The sequence below is a fragment of the Pedobacter sp. SAFR-022 genome, assembly GCF_051965375.1.
Taxonomy (GTDB): Bacteria; Bacteroidota; Bacteroidia; order Sphingobacteriales; family Sphingobacteriaceae; genus Pedobacter.
Map to the genome: position 1 here is coordinate 1 of NZ_JBQCME010000011.1, position 16,089 is coordinate 16,089.

Below are 16,089 nucleotides of genomic sequence, written 5' to 3' on the forward strand. Positions count from 1 at the left end.
ATAAGCGACTCTTCTAAATTCGACTTTGATACTTTCCAGATTTAAAAGAGAACTGCTTTTATTTATAGTTAGCATAACATAACACCCGCGCGTGTCCCCATCCTTTGGTTTTCCAACCGAGCCTAAATTGATTACATGCTTAGAAACACCGGCATTGCTTTCCATGATCCTGTGATAGGGTTTATGGGAATGTCCAACAAATAAAAGGTCAGCACTTGCTTCTTCCATCATTTCCAGCACATGTTTCTCCTCGGTGTCAAACAAGGTATATTCATCTACGCTCCGGGTACTTCCATGGGCCATTACGATATTTAGTTTTTCGCTATCTGATTTAAATTCCAGTCTGATGTGTGCAGGAAGTGTTAACAAGTATTCCCGATGATGTTGTTCAACTAAGTGATAAGCATACTTTTTACCTGACTCGGTTAAGCTCTGGGGCGTGGTAATTAGGTTTTCGACTTTTAAGTCATGGTTTCCGGCAAGGGTAGCAATACCTCGCCTACGAATTTCAGCAATGACTTCATTTGGCCACACGTTATAACCTATCAGGTCGCCAAGGCAGTATACAGCATCAGGGGCCTGCTTGTCCAGGTCTTCCAACATGGCTTTAAAAGCCGGTAGATTAGCATGTACATCTGAAAAAAGTGCAATTTTCATTATTGTATTATTTCCAATGTCTTAGAGGGATAGTATTTTTTTCTGAAGTAAAAAGCAAGGTTCACCAGGGCGATCAGTGCAGGAACTTCTACTAAAGGTCCAATCACTCCGGCAAATGCCTGACCTGAATTGATTCCAAATACGCCGATGGCTACTGCAATAGCAAGTTCAAAATTGTTTCCTGTCGCGGTAAAGGCAATAGAAGCGCTCTTGGAGTAATCTGCCCCAAAATAACGTCCGGCAAAAAAACTCATGACAAACATGATGGAAAAATAAATGACCAGTGGAATGGCAATTCTAACTACATCCATTGGGATGTCTACAATTAGTTCTCCTTTTAAACTGAACATGATCACAATGGTGAAAAGTAAAGCAATAAGGGTAATGGGCGAAATCATAGGTACGAAGACATTATTAAACCATTCTTTTCCCTTAAGACTGATCAGCGCATATCTTGAAAAAATTCCAAGCGCAAAAGGCAACCCTAAATAAATCGCAACACTTTTAGCTATTTCACTAATCGTAATATTAACCTCCAAGCCTTTCAATCCAAAATAAGGAGGCAATACCGTAATAAAGATATAGGCAAATACACTGTATAATAATACCTGGAAAATGCTATTCAATGCAATCAGGCCTGCTGCATATTCCCGGTTTCCTTCGGCAAGTTCATTCCAGACTACCACCATGGCAATACATCTGGCAAGGCCAATCAAGATCAGTCCCACCATATATTCCGGATAGTCTTTTAAGAAAATAATGGCTAGAAAAAACATCAGTATTGGCCCAACTACCCAATTTAATATCAGCGAAACGCTTAATACTTTAGTGTCTTTGAATACTTCACCCATTTTTTCATAACTCACCTTTGCAAGCGGAGGGTACATCATCAGGATCAGTCCAATGGCTAAAGGAATGTTTGTAGTGCCACTAGAAAAGGAATTGATAAAACCGGAGGATGTAGGCACGAAATATCCTATGCTCACCCCGAGAGCCATTGCAATAAATATCCATAAGGTTAAATACCGGTCAAGGAAACCAAGTTTTTTTCTTTCGGCCACAGGGGCACAATTATTTGCGCTCATTAAATCTTTTGGTTTATATGTTCGCTGATAAAGTCAGCCGAGTAAACTTTGATCAGGTCTCTTACCCTTCTGAATTCGTCCATGACTTCTTCCGCAGTTCCAGTCGCTTTTGCAGGATCCGGAAAGTTCTGATGAAAGCGCTCCACCTTGCCAGGAAAATAAGGACAGGCCTCGTTTGCATTATCACATACGGTGATCACTGCGTCGAAGGGAATAGATAGATATTCATCCACGTGGTTGGAGGTATGGGATGAAATGTCAATATGGTCTTCTGCCATCACCTGCACCGCTTTTGGATTTACACCATGGGTTTCTATTCCTGCACTATAGATATTGGCTTTACCTTCTGCATAATGACGCAGATAACCTTCAGCAAGCTGGCTTCTGCAGCTATTTCCTGTACACAGGACTAATATATTTTTCAATTTTCTTTAAATTATAGTTTGACTTCTTCTTTCTAATAGTACGGTATTCCGCCAAATGCCATGTTGTTTTCCTATCTTTTCCCTGACACCAAGAATCCTGAAACCAGCTTTTTCATGGATTTTTAAGCTTGCTGCATTTTCTGGAAAAATTCCAGCTTGCAACGTCCAGATGCCTTCCTGTTCACTTGCTTTGACCAACTCATGGAGTAGATTAGATCCAATACCTTTTCCACTGAATGCCGGATCAACGTACACACTCACTTCTGCAACCCCGGCATAAACGCATCTGGAAGAAACAGGAGTTAATGCTGCCCATCCACGCACAACACCATCATGATCATCAACAAAGCGACAGGTTTTTAAATGTGAATCGTCCCATTCCTTAAAGGACGGGGCCGTGGTTTGAAAAGTAGCATTACCGGTTGCAATGCCCTTTTCATAAATTGATTTAATCTGCTCCCAATCTGAAGGATATAAATTCCTAATACCCATATTCTTTTAGTTAGCAGCAGCCACCTCCTGGAGTGCATGTATTTGCAGCGCCTGCCAGGTTTACCATTTCAAGTTTTTCTTTTTTTTCTGGAATACCGCATTTGTCCATGGCAAGGCAAGCAGTGGTTTTAGAGATTAAAACAAAGTTATCTCCATCATAGGCTAAGTCATATTTACCAATGGTTTCCGATTGGTATTCTACTTCTATATCCAGATCTTCCATACCAATAACCTGCTCTGACAAGGAAATAATATTTAAAAGTTTTCCTGCTTTCAAACGGTGCTCATAGTCATTGGCGTCCCAAAGCTGGAAATTTGCTACTTTCTCATGGCGTACAGTACCGCCACAGTCGATAAAGTCTTTTGTGATCACACCAACTTCGGTAACATGAAAATGTTCAGGCACAACCTGCCCGTTCTCTAATTTAAAATTAACACTTTCTCTTTCAGCCAGGATTCCTTTAATTTCTGATAATTTCATAATGGTCTATTTAATATTGCAATTTAACGATTGATTTAGCCTTTAAAAAAACTAACAGCAGTCAGCTTCTTGTTTGTAAGCGCCTAAAAATGCGCCCATTTGGGTCTCTATTAGTTTCCAGGTTACCGGATTGATACAATAACATACACTGACCCCTTCAATGGTACCCTGAATAATTCCGGCATTCTTAAGCTCTTTTAAATGTTGAGATATAGTTGCCTGAGCAAGACCGAGTTCTTCTACCAGGTCGCCACAGATGCAGGTATTAGAAGCAAGAATCCTCTGCAAAATTGCAATACGGGCAGGGTGGGCCAATGCTTTTAATAACGTCGCCAATTGGTTTTGTTCGGTGCTGAATATTTCTGTTTTAGTAAGTCCCATAACTATGTATTGCAATATTACGATATATAAATTAAAGCCTGCAAGTAATTTCTAATTATGCCATATGAACCATTCTCATTATATCCTCGTTTTTCGATAATCTATCTTAAGCATAAACCGATGCCCTTAAACAAATCAAACCTATCCTCATTAACCCTGAAATATCTTTTCTCTTTTTGCAGATTATCATAAACCCATTCCATTAATCAAAATGATTTTTCTATTTTTGATAATGAGTTTTTGATAATAAAAATAACATGAAAATAGGCTACGCAAGAGTAAGTACCGCAGACCAAAATTTAGATCTTCAATTCAATGCGCTGACAGATTATGGATGCACGACAATATACCAGGAAAAGATATCCGGCAAGAATACAGACAGACCCGAACTAAAAAATCTTTTGGCGACTCTTCGTAAGGGTGATCGGGTGGTCGTTTGGAAATTGGATCGTCTTGGTCGTTCTCTTCGTGACCTGGTAGATCTGGTTGCTGTGTTCAATGAAAAAGGAGTTAATTTTGTTAGCCTATATGATCACATTGATACTACAACAGCTACAGGTAGATTTACATTTAATATTTTTGCTTCATTAGCAGAGTTTGAAAGGGAAATTATCCGGGAACGTACTAAAGCGGGGCTCGTTGCAGCAAGAGCAAGAGGTAAAAAGGGAGGCCGTCCTTCAGGCTTATCCCCTGAAAAGCTTCAGTTGGCAATGACTGCTTTGGATCTTCATGATACGGGGAAATATTCCATTTTGGAAATATCCAAAAGGCTACAGATACCCATCGCTACCTGCTATCGATACATTAAATATGCGAGAATGGACACGGTTAATTGATTTTCACGCAAAAACATGCACAAGATCGCGGACTAGAACCTATCTTATAATTATGAAAAGTATAATCTTTATTCTGCTTATTTTGACTTGTAACGTTAACCGCGTTAAAAGTCAGAATATTATTCCTGAGACCCCAACACAGGTTAGTGTCTTTCCTCCAACCAAGCAAATTGACTATAGAATTCCAATCATCAAAGCTCTTGGAAAGCATATGGATATTGATCGTCTTTTAAAAAGTCCGAAAAATCATGCACATGTGTTTTCTATTAGCCTTGCGTTTAATGCAGAAGGGAAAATTGACTCTATATACTTCAATGAAAACATGTCTAGCAATTTAAAAGAAATTATTAATTCAGGTTCAAACCTTTATAACCTCTCCAAAGCACTCAATTCCATAAAATTTAACAATGAATTTACTAATAAGATAGCTTTATTGCCTATCGTGCTTAAAAGATGGGAAGACCAGGAAATTGACAATGCAGGTGAATTTTTAAGTGATTTATCAGCATTATGGCCTAGATTAAAATTAAAAGACAAATCCAAGCAGGTAGTTTTCCTTGAACCATTCGTTAATCATTATTCGACGATTAATTAGCATTACACTCGTTTGAGTAGAGACACCACTCATAGCTTGACTTTTTTAGGAATTGTTCATAAACAACACTACATTCAATAGCTAATCTAAACCTTTCATGAAAATGGTGGGAATAATGGAGAATGCAAAAAATAGTCACAAGCTAGAATTGTCTACAAAGGGAAGAACTCTCTTTTTGCCGTACGCTGGTACGGGCTATTAATAAGTACCATCTTAAAAAACGAGGGAATAATGAAAATAAAATGAATGGAATAAATTTGCCTATTTATAAAAATGAAAGGGCAACTAGAATGCTGCCCTTAATCAATTAATGCTCACGGTGATTGGCAACTTAAGCAGCTACTCCTGTCATTCTTCTGCATTCTTCCGCACAAGCCTTACAAGCATCTGCACATTCCTGACAATGCTGGGTATGATGATTACTACACTCATCTCCGCATTGCTGGCAAATATCTGCGCAAATACGGCAAATGTCTTGAGCAAAAGAGCTACCCATACTCATCAATTGAGCGGCAGAGTAGCAGATGGCTGCACATTGCATATCAAGCTCAATACACCGCGCCATCATTTTCACGTCTTCTTCCTGAGTGCATGAACTTGCACAATGATTGCAAATTGAAGCACACTTTAAGCATGCATCAATACAGTTTTTCCATTCATGGTATCCCATAACTTTAATTTTTTAGGGTTATAAAAAAAATTCCTATATAGATAACATGGTTATTTCCAGGCGGTTTCATTTTGTTTAAGAAAAGCTTTAATCCCGTGATATGATGCTTGTTTAAACGGTAGAAGAATAAGAAACTGGTTCTCGTATTCAAATAAGGAGGAATAGTGATAAATTAAATTCTCAACACCTACTTTAAGATTTTGCACATCATTTTATTAGTATTATATTTGCAATACGGAAATGGTGTCCTTCCGATTCAACCGCTTTTTTCAAAAGCTGATGGCGCCTACAATAGAAATTCCAGCAGGTGATAAAATCTGCCGGTCAAAGTATTGTAGGTGAAAAAATTAAAAATAAATTCTCAACTCTTATTGCTGGCAGCTATCTTAATTGCGCTTGTCTTACTTTGTCTGTCTGCCAAAGTGAGGTCAGTGTTAGCAATGGTCCTGCCGGTTGAAACTGAATGGTTCTTGTGGATAAATCAGCACCATAATGCATTCTGGGATACGATCATGTACTGGGCCAGTGATAAGCGTTTTTGGCTTCCTTTTTATGCCTTCATTATTTATTGCCTCTTCCAGAATTTCTGCAAAAAAAATTGGCAGGTTCTTATTACCATTGCGCTACTAGTTGCTAGTGCAGATCAGATTGCTTCAGGACTGATTAAAAACACCGTTAAGCGTCTACGCCCTTCCCATGAACCGAATCTAACTACGATCATTCATTTAAGTAAAGCAGGTGCGGGTGGGATGTATGGATGGCCATCCGCTCTTTCATCACCTATCTTCAAAAGCATTCTTTCCGCTGGTTCGGCATTTACCGGATCATTGCCGGAGCAACGGTTCTTGTACTCATTTACTTTGGAATTATTCAATAACGGAAAATTAACATAAAACTATGTGGTGGATCTACGCGCTATTATCAGCTTTCTTTGCTTCCCTTACGGGCCATCTTTGCAAAAGTCGGCGTAACCAATGTCAATTCTGATTTGGCTACTGCCATACGAACGGTGGTAATACTGATTGTAGCCTGGGGGATCGTAATGGCCAGAGGCGAACTTAAAGGAATTACGGAACTGTCAAAGCATAACCTGCTATTTCTTTTTTTATCTGGCCTTGCCACCGGCTTGTCCTGGATATTCTACTACAAGGCTTTGCAGATCGGGAAAGTGTCCCAGGTCGCCCCTGTTGATAAGTTGAGTGTTGCCCTAACTATTATACTTGCAATGGTGTTCCTGAAAGAAGCCCTTACCCTGAAAGTATTCTTTGGTGCCCTGCTGATCATTGGGGGAACACTGGTTTTGATCTTTTGAGAAACTCAATTATTTGTAAGCAACCGAAATACTAAAAATCAATATAAAACAAAAAACTATGAAATTAACTAAAATTCATGCCCGTGAAATTTTGGATTCCAGGGGCAATCCGACAGTAGAAGTAGAAGTCACTCTTAACGGAACAACAGCAAGGGGTATTTCTCCATCCGGGGCAAGTACGGGTGAAAAAGAAGCCGTAGAGCTTAGAGATGGTGATCCAGAGCGCTATAATGGTAAAGGCGTGGAAAAAGCAGTAAAAGGGATTAACGTCGAAGTCGGCAAATCAGTCACCGGCTTATCCTTTGAGGGTCAGCAGGCCTTCGATGATCATATAATTGGTCTGGATGGAACCGAGAATAAATCAAGGCTCGGCGCAAATGCGATGCTTGCGGCCTCAATCGCCTTCGCCCGGGCTTCGGCCGTTGCAAAAGGGATTCCCTTGTATAGGCAGCTAGTGGAAAGGGAAGGTTACGTAATGCCCGTACCGTGCATGAATGTCATTAATGGGGGAAGGCATTCTGATAACAACATCGATTTTCAGGAATTTATGATTGCCCCTCATAACGCCCCCTCGTTTAAGGAAAGTATCCGTATGGGCGAAGCTGTTTTTCATTCCCTGAGAAGTCTGCTAAAAGCGAAAGGCTATTATACCGGAGTTGGTGACGAAGGTGGGTTTGCGCCAAATCTGAGTTCTAATGAGGAAGCCGTCCAAATCATCATGGAAGCGATACATATTGCCGGTTTTGCTCCAGGCAAGGATATTTCCCTTTGTCTTGACCCAGCGACCAGCGAAATGTGGAATAATGGAAAATATGAATTTTATAAAAGTTCTAAAGAACGGATCACAACAGATGAAATGATTGGCTTTTGGGAAGGATGGTTAAAAGAGTACCCAATTATCCTGTTGGAAGACGGGTTGGGCGAAAACGATTGGGAGGGATGGAAAAAGCTGACCAGCCTTTTGGGAGACAAAGTGGAATTGGTTGGAGATGATATATTCTGCACCAACCCGAGTATTATCCAGCAGGGAATCGACCAGGGCATTGCAAACAGCGTACTGATTAAATTGAACCAGATCGGTACAGTTTCCGAAACGCTAAAGGCCGTAGAACTAGCCCAAAAAAACGGTTACAATTGCTTTATTTCTCACCGCAGTGGTGAAACTGAAGACACGACAATTGCGGATCTGGTTGTCGCTACCGGTGCGGGGCACATCAAAACAGGAAGTGGCTGCCGCTCTGAAAGGGTATCTAAATTTAACCAGTTGCTTCGGATAGAAGAAGAACTTGGTGATAGGGCATCATTTGCAGGAATCAATACTTTTTATAAAAAATTATAAATCAGCCGCTAACCTACAATGAAACATAATAAATTTTTATTTGAACACCTTTCGGTTTTTAAATATGCGGTTCGATGGACGCTGCTTATACTTCCTGTTGCCATTGCAATAGGAAGTATGGTTGCCTTGTTCCTTTGGCTGCTAGGCTGGGCCATTCACTTTCGCTTTCAGCATACCTGGCTCATTTTTCTGCTACCTTTAGCAGGTATTGTGATCCACCTGATTTATCAGTCAGTTGGTAGGTCCTCAGAAAAAGGAAATAACCTGATCATGGATGAAATCCATAGGCCGGGTGGTGGAGTGCCCAGGCAGATGGCGCCAGTAATCTTAATAACTACAGTGATTACCCATTTGTTTGGCGGATCGGCTGGAAGAGAGGGAACCGCGGTACAAATCGGAGGAAGCATCGCAGGAATGTTTAGCCGCTGGTTTAAGCTAAATGAGGTAGACACCAAGATGCTCCTTACCGCGGGAATTGCAGCCGGGTTTGGGGCGGTGTTCGGAACACCGCTCACCGGTGCCATATTTGCAATGGAAGTTCTGGCCATTGGAAGAATAGAGTACAAGGCTTTACTTCCCGCATTAATTGCCAGCGTGCTTGGTGATCTTACTGTCTCTGCCTGGGGCATCCATCATACCGCTTATCACATCGATCTCATAGAGAAAAGTGCCTACTTTCTATCTGAATACCTGCCGGTAAACCTACTCCTGCTTAGTAAGGTTATTCTAGCATCCACATTGTTTGGTCTGGCCAGCTACCTGTTTGCTGTAATGGTGCATGAGATCAAGGCCTTTTTTTCTAAAGTATGTAAGATCCAGTGGCTTATTCCTGTTATCGGTGGTCTGATTATTATAGGCTTGACTTACGCCATCGGGAAACCGGATTACTTAAGTTTGGGCGTGGATAGCGAATACCAAGGAGCCGTTACAATTCCCTCTGCTTTTCAGCCTGGCGGAGCAGATACTTGGAGCTGGTTATGGAAGACCATTTACACAACTTTAACATTAGGAACTGGATTTAAAGGTGGTGAGGTAACGCCTTTGTTTTATATTGGCGCAACATTAGGCAATGCACTTTCGACCTTATTAAATGCTCCAGTTAGTTTGTTTGCTGCCCTTGGATTTATTGCTGTTTTTGCTGGTGCAACGAATACACCCCTTGCCTGTACGATTATGGGTATAGAACTTTTTGGTAGTGAATACACCATGTTTTTTGCGGTAGCCTGTTTTACAGCCTATTTTTTCAGTGGCCATTCAGGTATATATTCTTCACAGCGTATTGCGGTACCCAAAATATTTACGGGAACATAAAATATTGACTTATCCTGTTCCTGTGGATTATCATAAAGAGGTGAAATTTTTATAAGATCCTTGACCAATGCAATCAGCAATTTATATCAAAAAACAACGCTATATCGACCGCTTTCCTTCCTCTCTTTTCTAAAGCATCAAGTACAGATGATTTAACTGCCTATGTTGTTTTAATAAGGTAGAGCAGTAAAAGTATACTAGCTATGAAAACTAAAGCGGTTAAAACTTTAACAAAAAGTGTTGAATGGTAATACACCCCCTGATTCAATTGTTCTTTCGTTGAATTATATCTTAAGTAAGAACAAATGATAGTAATTGCTCCCAGGGCAACTAGAAAAATCCCGATAATGCGGGAATCTCCGGTTTGGTGCAGGGGCACTTTACTCCCCAGTGCGGCACTGATCTGCTTGATAAATAGCGAGAATTTCATCACCACGAAGCCAAATCCCATGATACCAATACTGGTTCTGATCCAGGCCAAAAATGTTCTTTCATTAGCCAAATGGTCTCCTGCATGCTGTTTGGTGTTTTCCTGATCTTGAATTTTCATCTTGTTCTGTATCGGTATATTACAGCAATATATTTGCATGCTATGTCAATATCGATGCCAGTTTGGAGATGATAACCCTGGTATCCCGGATGCAAGTAAGCCTGTTTGATTCAGTGCCGGCAGGATAGCAGGTAACTGCAATTTCTTCGATAAACGATAAGCCTGATAGGTCAATAGATTCTTTAACCTCTTGTTCAATGCTTTTCATTAGGATCATGATTAATCGGGGTTGATATGTTCTGATTTTATGAGCTAATTGCTCTATTCCCCCCTGCCTCTGGTTCTTTCTGATTTTAACTGACGATTTATCAATAGGTGTACAAGTTAGATGTTCCAAAAAGCATCCAGTGCCTTTAAAGAACTGCAAAAAATCTTCTACAGATTTAAAATCGCCAAATACCTCACTAAATGCAAGATAAATTGTTCGAAACAGATTAGTATTTCCCAGGTAAAAATGTTTATCGCCACCTCCAGGAGCTTCAGAAACAAAGAGCAGCAGCACTTTAGCTGGCTGATATTGCCTCGAAATTTCGGTAACACTATACATTATAGTTGTAGCTTTTAGCGAAGCGCATAAATAGTTCCGCCAGAGCGTCCTGCTGACCATGAAGCTGAATGAAATGAAACGGCCTTTCGATAACCATATCCTTGATATCTATGATGCGGCATTCATTATTCTTGAGCTCTTTCAATATGGAGTGGATAGATAAAAAAGCCAGGCATTTGCTGTGAATCAGATAGGATTTAATGCTTTCGGTACTACCTAACTGCATTTCTATATTTAAGTCCCCCACCTTTATCTGGTGTGCTTTTAAAGCATATGCAATAACATCTAGTGTACCAGAACCAGGTTCACGAAGTAATAAATCATAATCCTTCAACTCATTCGGTTTGATCATTTCCTTTTTCATGGCATAATTGTGACCAGAACACACCAGCACCAGCTCGTCTTTTAGATATTGTTCGTATTTAATCTGTGGGTTCCGGGAGATGCCTTCAATGATTCCAAAATCTATTTCCCTAGCAATCAAACGCTGCTCTACATCTTCTGTGTTTCCGGTAACCAGTTGAATTTGTATATCCTTAAACTTATTGTGAAACTGTGCCAATACAGGTGGAATGATATATTGTGCCACAGTACTGCTGGCACCAATCCTTAATATTCCTTTATGCTGTTTAGTAAGTAGATTCATATCATATTCCAGTTCCCGGTAGGTTCCAAAAATCTGTTCTGCGTAATGCACCAATAATTCGCCGGCTGGGGTGAGGCTGATTTTTTTGTTTCCACTGCGTTCAAATAATGACATTTTGAACTCCTGCTCTAATTCTTTAATGTGTTTGGTTACAGCAGGCTGACTGATAAATAACTCTGCCGAAGCCTTTGTAAAATTCAGCCTTTTAGCGACAGCATAAAATACTTGCAAACGGAAATCTATCATACACAGTTTTAGTAGATAAGCTAAAATAAAAACAATTTGTTTCAACAGGTACTGACATCATAACCTTATGTTATCATCAATAACTTTTTATGCTTTTTCTGATGTGTAGACTAAATGCACATTTGTAACAGAAAAACATTGATTATGAATAAGGAATCAACAGAAAAAGAAATCAAACAAGCACTTATATATACAGCCAGGACAACGGCTATCATTGCGTTTCTATTTGTTGCTTGTGGAACCATTTTCATCTGCACTTTATTTTTTAATGGGCAGCCAGATGTAGAATTGACAGCAAAAACCAAACAGGATGTGGAAACCGGTATAGCTGCTGTTAACGTCAAAAGCCAGGTTGTACCTGCTGATGCCTGGAAAGCGCCTGATGAAAATACGATTCCGGCGGATACCAAGTACGGCCAGATGATCAGGTATGGCAAAGAATTAATAGCACATACGAGCAAATATTTTGGGCCAAATGGATCCATAGCCCGTATTACAAATGGTATGAATTGTCAGAATTGTCACCTCGACGGTGGAACCAAACTGTTCGGAAATAATTATGCTGGTTTTATTTCCAGTTTTCCTAAAATGAGTGGCAGATCAGGAAAGGTTGAACCTGCATCGGCACGTATTGCAGAGTGCTTCAATCGAAGTCTTGCAGGCAAAGTACCAGACGAATCTGGTAAAGAGATACAGGCAATGCTGGCTTATATGAAATGGCTTGGAACAGGTGTAAAAAAAGGGGAGAAAGTGTTTGGAACGGGAACCGAAAAATTAAAATACCTGGATAGGGCAGCGAATGTCAAACATGGAGCGATTTTATATACCAGTAAATGTCAAAGTTGTCATGGTGCAACTGGTGAGGGAATACTCGAAGAAGACAAACTAACTTATGTTTATCCGCCATTATGGGGCAAACACAGCTACAATGATGGCGCAGGGATGTATAGACTCAGTAACTTTGCGGGGTTCGTAAAGAACAATATGCCATATGGTGCCAGATATGGAGATGTGCAGTTAAGTGATGAGGAGGCCTGGGATCTAGCTGCTTTTGTGAACTCACAGCCAAGACCACATAAAGATCAAAGAAAAGATTACCCTGATTTGTTAAAAAAACCTTTTGATGCGCCATACGGACCATATGCCGACAACTTTTCTGAAAATCAACATAAATATGGTCCATTTGCACCAATTGTAAACTCCGAAAAACAAGTAAAATTAACAACTAAATAAATTGTCAAAATCTAAAATCATGAAAAAAATAACCTTAATCTGTACACTATTTTTGCTGATCACAGCAACCTCGGCCACTTTTGCCCAAACTACACCTGCTAATTTTACAGGTGCAAAAGCCACCCTGAAAAATTATAAGGCACTGTATGTAATCAATAACGGTGATGAAAAAAAGATTGCAGGAACACTTCGAAACCTAAAAAATGCACTCGACGATCCCAGGTTAAAAGGGAAAATCAATGCAGAACTTATTGCCTTTGGAGATGGCGTAGCTGTTTACCAGAAGAACGGATCTTTTGAAAAAACATTATTAGAACTGCAGTCCAGAGGAGTAATTCTTGCACAATGTGAAAATACCGTCAGAGAAAGGAAGATCGAAAAAAATACCTTATTTGATTTTATCAGTTATGTGCCCAGCGGCAATGGTGAAATCATCATCCGTCAATATCAGGGATGGGCAGTTGTACATCCTTAAACCAAATAATTAAAAAATCATGAAATATATAAATCACACCTTTTTAGCCACAGTTGCATTTTTATTGCTTTGTGGAAATGTTAAGGCCCAGGATCATCGCTTTGATCCGCCCTGGAATACTCCACCTGAAAGTAAAGTTCAGTTCACAGTACCTGGAGTAGACAATGTGCCTGATCTTTTTGGAGACATTAATGATCCCCAACTGGTGGTTTTCTTTGCCGGTAACCAGTTTATGTGCATTGACGAATTAATTGCAGCCTTTAAAAAGTCATATCCACAGTATCTGCGGGTATTTGCCGAAACGCTTCCCCCAGGCATTTTAGCCCAACAAATAAAAACCGGTAGCATTGTGGTGGGCAACATGAGAATTACCTTAAAGCCGGATGTTTATACAGCTGGTAAGAACCGGATAGACATGACCCCTGAATGGTTTAGCAAAACGACTTTATATGCTAGAAACAGGTTGGCAATCATGGTCCAAAAAGGAAATCCGAAGGCATTGAAGTCACTCAAAGATTTAGCAAATAAAGAGCTGAGGATCAGTATGCCAAATCCAGAGAATGAAGGGATCGGTAAACGTATTGAAGAAGCCTATGTGAAAGCTGGAGGAGAAACATTAAAATCTACCATCATGGAAGATAAAGTTAAAGATAAGACTACTTATCTTACCATGATCCATCATCGCCAATCACCAATGAGGATACTATACAACGAAAGTGACGCCGCTCCAGTATGGTATACTGAGGCCTACTATCAGAAAATGATTGGCCATCCTGTTGAGCTCATTGAAATTCCTGAAAAAGAGAATATCCATGCGCAATATATAGCCGGACAGTTAAAAGATGCGCCACATCCGGCCGCTGCAAAAGATTTTATGGATTTTTTGATCAGTCCGCAGGCTGCTGCCATCTACAAAAAGTTTGGTTTTGATTTACCTTAAACATAAACACAATGAAAAATATATTTTTAACCATATTGTCAGTCGTTGCTGTAGTGACCATTGGGAATGCACAAATTCCAAATGATACTTTATATGTCTATGGTCCCGGTGGGCCGCTCGGACCGATTAATGAATGTGCGAAGGTTTTTGGAAAGCAGCATGATATCGTAATTAAAGTCACTGCCGGGCCAGATAATGAATGGATGCCGGATGCAATGAAACATGCAGATTTGTTCTTTGGAGGCGCAGAATACATGCTTTCAAAATTCATGTCTGACCACCCAAACATGATAGTGGCGAACTCTCGGACAGAGTTATATAAACGTGCTGCAGCGATCCTGGTACGGCCCGGCAATCCTAAAAACATCAAAAATCTGGGCGATCTCTGTAAACCAGGTGTGAAAATTCTTGATGTGAATGGGGCTGGGCAAATGGGGCTTTGGGAAGATTTAGCAGGTCGACAAGATCTGATTGCAAACATACAGCAGCGTATAGCAGGTACATTTGCAAATTCGGCATTGGGTATTGCTGCCTGGAAAAATGATCCTCAATATGATGCCTGGATAACATTTGGCTCCTGGCATAACCGTTTACCAGACCTCACCTCAATGGTTAAGATTCCTGTTACACAAACAGTCTATAGAGGTACACCTGTAGTGAAGAGTAGCACTGGTACGCATAAGTCGGAAACTGAGCGTTTTATCAAGTTTATGCAATCCGATAAAGGACATCTCATTTTCAAAAAATGGGGTTGGGAATAAATAATGTCTAAAACTTATCTTCTATAACATGAAGTTATGGAAGATAAGTTTTAGTAATTTGATCCGGGTTTTTTAGTTATGGATCTTTGAATCAGAAAACAAAGACAATGAAAACCATAACACAAATCAAAGACAATTCAAATTCTTCTAAAATAAAAGCGAGTAACCTGCTAAACTTAAATTTATACACCCGTAAAATTATCTTCACCCTGGCAGTTTTGCTGTGCCTCTTTCCATTTATGTCGCCTCCTTTAGCCTTATTGTTAGGATTAGTATTGGCGCAACTAATGGAACATCCCTATCTGCATTTAAATCACAAGGCTACAAACCTGCTGCTAAAAATTTCTGTTGTCGGGCTAGGATTTGGAATGAATGTATTCAGTGCAATGAAAGCAGGAAAAGAAGGCGTAATGTTTACTGTAGTCTCTATTTTCGGAGTACTTATCATTGGTTTTATCCTGGGAAAAGTATTTAAAATAGAACGTAAAACATCTTTTTTGATATCAGCTGGAACGGCGATCTGTGGTGGAAGTGCTATTGCTGCATTGTCGCCTGTAATGAACGCAGAAGAAAAACAGATCTCCGTTGCAATGGGTACTGTTTTTATACTCAACTCGGTGGCCTTATTTCTTTTCCCTGCTATCGGACATGCGCTTAACTTGTCACAGTCACAATTTGGTATGTGGTGTGCCATTGCTATCCACGATACCAGTTCTGTTGTTGGGGCAGCCAGTAAATATGGTGAACAAGCACTACAGATAGCCACAACTGTTAAGTTAGCCAGAGCACTATGGATTGTTCCTGTAGCGTTTGGTACATCTTTCCTGTTCAAAAGCAACAATAGCAAAGTTAGTATACCCTATTTTATAGGGCTATTTATCCTGGCAATGATCGCCAACACCTACTTACCCTTTATTAAGCCTTTTGCGCCCTACTTTGTAGCATTAGCAAAAGTAGGCTTAACTTTAACATTGTTCCTGATAGGAAGCGGACTCTCATTTACTATCTTGAAAGCAGTGGGGGTAATGCCACTGTTACAAGGCGTAATTTTATGGATAGTAATTTCAAGTGCTGCATTGTGGGCAGTAATATCTTTGGTTTAAATTA

Annotated in this window: 21 protein-coding genes and 1 riboswitch; of the genes, 11 read left to right on the plus strand and 10 right to left on the minus strand. The window is 40.1% G+C overall.

Annotated elements, in window-relative coordinates:
* The 6 genes from ACTHQF_RS17005 to ACTHQF_RS17030 form a co-directional block, all read right to left on the minus strand.
* Nucleotides 1-657, minus strand: a 657-nt coding sequence (locus ACTHQF_RS17005) for a metallophosphoesterase family protein (RefSeq protein ID WP_440432121.1), incomplete at its 3' end; no start/stop codon positions are given.
* A complete protein-coding gene (gene arsB, locus ACTHQF_RS17010; RefSeq protein WP_440432122.1) occupies nucleotides 657-1,742 on the minus strand; it encodes an ACR3 family arsenite efflux transporter in 1,086 nt (361 codons plus the stop codon). The genes ACTHQF_RS17005 and arsB, both read right to left, overlap by 1 nt.
* Complete coding sequence (locus ACTHQF_RS17015; protein ID WP_188627974.1) at nucleotides 1,742-2,167, minus strand: arsenate reductase ArsC; 426 nt, start codon at nucleotides 2,165-2,167, stop codon at nucleotides 1,742-1,744. The genes arsB and ACTHQF_RS17015 overlap by 1 nt, the downstream gene beginning before the upstream one ends.
* Before the next feature lie 6 nt (nucleotides 2,168-2,173).
* The gene (locus ACTHQF_RS17020) at nucleotides 2,174-2,659 is read right to left on the minus strand and encodes an N-acetyltransferase family protein (protein ID WP_440432124.1); all 486 of its coding nucleotides are present in this window, start codon (nucleotides 2,657-2,659) and stop codon (nucleotides 2,174-2,176) included.
* Between the two features lie 10 nt (nucleotides 2,660-2,669).
* Complete coding sequence (locus tag ACTHQF_RS17025) at nucleotides 2,670-3,140, minus strand: DUF6428 family protein (protein WP_188627972.1); 471 nt, start codon at nucleotides 3,138-3,140, stop codon at nucleotides 2,670-2,672.
* Between the two features lie 51 nt (nucleotides 3,141-3,191).
* Nucleotides 3,192-3,521, minus strand: coding sequence for an ArsR/SmtB family transcription factor (locus tag ACTHQF_RS17030; RefSeq protein WP_188627971.1), 330 nt, complete (start codon nucleotides 3,519-3,521; stop codon nucleotides 3,192-3,194).
* A gap of 257 nt (nucleotides 3,522-3,778) precedes the next feature.
* On the opposite strand from ACTHQF_RS17030, the gene ACTHQF_RS17035 reads away from it, so the two are divergent.
* On the plus strand, nucleotides 3,779-4,357 hold the full coding sequence (locus tag ACTHQF_RS17035) for a recombinase family protein (protein ID WP_188627967.1): 579 nt from the start codon (nucleotides 3,779-3,781) through the stop codon (nucleotides 4,355-4,357).
* Between the two features lie 52 nt (nucleotides 4,358-4,409).
* Nucleotides 4,410-4,952 carry a hypothetical protein gene (locus ACTHQF_RS17040; protein ID WP_188627968.1) on the plus strand — a complete coding sequence of 181 codons (543 nt, stop codon included), beginning with the start codon at nucleotides 4,410-4,412 and terminating at the stop codon, nucleotides 4,950-4,952.
* 331 nt (nucleotides 4,953-5,283) lie between these two features.
* Here the strand turns inward: ACTHQF_RS17040 and ACTHQF_RS17045 are convergent, their stop codons facing one another.
* The gene (locus tag ACTHQF_RS17045) at nucleotides 5,284-5,622 is read right to left on the minus strand and encodes a four-helix bundle copper-binding protein (protein ID WP_008245450.1); all 339 of its coding nucleotides are present in this window, start codon (nucleotides 5,620-5,622) and stop codon (nucleotides 5,284-5,286) included.
* A gap of 227 nt (nucleotides 5,623-5,849) precedes the next feature.
* Nucleotides 5,850-5,918: riboswitch (Fluoride riboswitch) on the plus strand.
* Nucleotides 5,919-5,960: 42 nt separating this feature from the next.
* Between ACTHQF_RS17045 and ACTHQF_RS17050 the strand changes: the two genes are divergently transcribed.
* The 4 genes from ACTHQF_RS17050 to ACTHQF_RS17065 are packed head-to-tail and all read left to right on the plus strand — an operon-like array spanning nucleotide 5,961 to nucleotide 9,584.
* The gene (locus ACTHQF_RS17050; RefSeq protein ID WP_188627963.1) at nucleotides 5,961-6,515 is read left to right on the plus strand and encodes a hypothetical protein; all 555 of its coding nucleotides are present in this window, start codon (nucleotides 5,961-5,963) and stop codon (nucleotides 6,513-6,515) included.
* Nucleotides 6,516-6,553: 38 nt separating this feature from the next.
* Nucleotides 6,554-6,934, plus strand: a complete 381-nt coding sequence (locus ACTHQF_RS17055) for an EamA family transporter (RefSeq protein ID WP_308420601.1) — start codon at nucleotides 6,554-6,556, stop codon at nucleotides 6,932-6,934.
* Between the two features lie 58 nt (nucleotides 6,935-6,992).
* Nucleotides 6,993-8,273 (plus strand): phosphopyruvate hydratase, encoded by a 1,281-nt coding sequence (gene eno / locus ACTHQF_RS17060; RefSeq protein WP_008245454.1) that lies wholly within the window; start codon nucleotides 6,993-6,995, stop codon nucleotides 8,271-8,273.
* 18 nt (nucleotides 8,274-8,291) lie between these two features.
* Nucleotides 8,292-9,584 (plus strand): voltage-gated chloride channel family protein, encoded by a 1,293-nt coding sequence (locus ACTHQF_RS17065; RefSeq protein WP_055910878.1) that lies wholly within the window; start codon nucleotides 8,292-8,294, stop codon nucleotides 9,582-9,584.
* Nucleotides 9,585-9,744: 160 nt separating this feature from the next.
* Here the strand turns inward: ACTHQF_RS17065 and ACTHQF_RS17070 are convergent, their stop codons facing one another.
* The 3 genes from ACTHQF_RS17070 to ACTHQF_RS17080 are packed head-to-tail and all read right to left on the minus strand — an operon-like array spanning nucleotide 9,745 to nucleotide 11,618.
* Nucleotides 9,745-10,134, minus strand: coding sequence for a YidH family protein (locus tag ACTHQF_RS17070; RefSeq protein WP_008245456.1), 390 nt, complete (start codon nucleotides 10,132-10,134; stop codon nucleotides 9,745-9,747).
* A gap of 40 nt (nucleotides 10,135-10,174) precedes the next feature.
* Nucleotides 10,175-10,681 carry a hypothetical protein gene (locus ACTHQF_RS17075; protein ID WP_188627962.1) on the minus strand — a complete coding sequence of 169 codons (507 nt, stop codon included), beginning with the start codon at nucleotides 10,679-10,681 and terminating at the stop codon, nucleotides 10,175-10,177.
* Nucleotides 10,674-11,618 (minus strand): LysR substrate-binding domain-containing protein, encoded by a 945-nt coding sequence (locus ACTHQF_RS17080; protein ID WP_440432129.1) that lies wholly within the window; start codon nucleotides 11,616-11,618, stop codon nucleotides 10,674-10,676. The genes ACTHQF_RS17075 and ACTHQF_RS17080 overlap by 8 nt, the downstream gene beginning before the upstream one ends.
* A 99-nt stretch (nucleotides 11,619-11,717) precedes the next feature.
* Here ACTHQF_RS17080 and ACTHQF_RS17085 point away from each other — a divergent pair, with 99 nt between their 5' ends.
* The 5 genes from ACTHQF_RS17085 to ACTHQF_RS17105 all read left to right on the plus strand — a co-directional run bounded on the left by ACTHQF_RS17085 (nucleotide 11,718) and on the right by ACTHQF_RS17105 (nucleotide 16,085).
* Nucleotides 11,718-12,806: a c-type cytochrome gene (locus ACTHQF_RS17085; RefSeq protein ID WP_188627960.1), complete on the plus strand. Its 1,089-nt coding sequence runs from the start codon at nucleotides 11,718-11,720 to the stop codon at nucleotides 12,804-12,806.
* A 19-nt stretch (nucleotides 12,807-12,825) separates the two neighbouring features.
* Nucleotides 12,826-13,281: a DsrE family protein gene (locus ACTHQF_RS17090; RefSeq protein ID WP_188627959.1), complete on the plus strand. Its 456-nt coding sequence runs from the start codon at nucleotides 12,826-12,828 to the stop codon at nucleotides 13,279-13,281.
* A 19-nt stretch (nucleotides 13,282-13,300) separates the two neighbouring features.
* The gene (locus ACTHQF_RS17095) at nucleotides 13,301-14,221 is read left to right on the plus strand and encodes a molybdate ABC transporter substrate-binding protein (RefSeq protein ID WP_188627958.1); all 921 of its coding nucleotides are present in this window, start codon (nucleotides 13,301-13,303) and stop codon (nucleotides 14,219-14,221) included.
* Nucleotides 14,222-14,232: 11 nt separating this feature from the next.
* On the plus strand, nucleotides 14,233-14,982 hold the full coding sequence (locus tag ACTHQF_RS17100) for a substrate-binding domain-containing protein (RefSeq protein WP_188627957.1): 750 nt from the start codon (nucleotides 14,233-14,235) through the stop codon (nucleotides 14,980-14,982).
* Nucleotides 14,983-15,089: 107 nt separating this feature from the next.
* The gene (locus ACTHQF_RS17105; RefSeq protein ID WP_373284105.1) at nucleotides 15,090-16,085 is read left to right on the plus strand and encodes a YeiH family protein; all 996 of its coding nucleotides are present in this window, start codon (nucleotides 15,090-15,092) and stop codon (nucleotides 16,083-16,085) included.
* Nucleotides 16,086-16,089 lie beyond the last annotated feature (4 nt).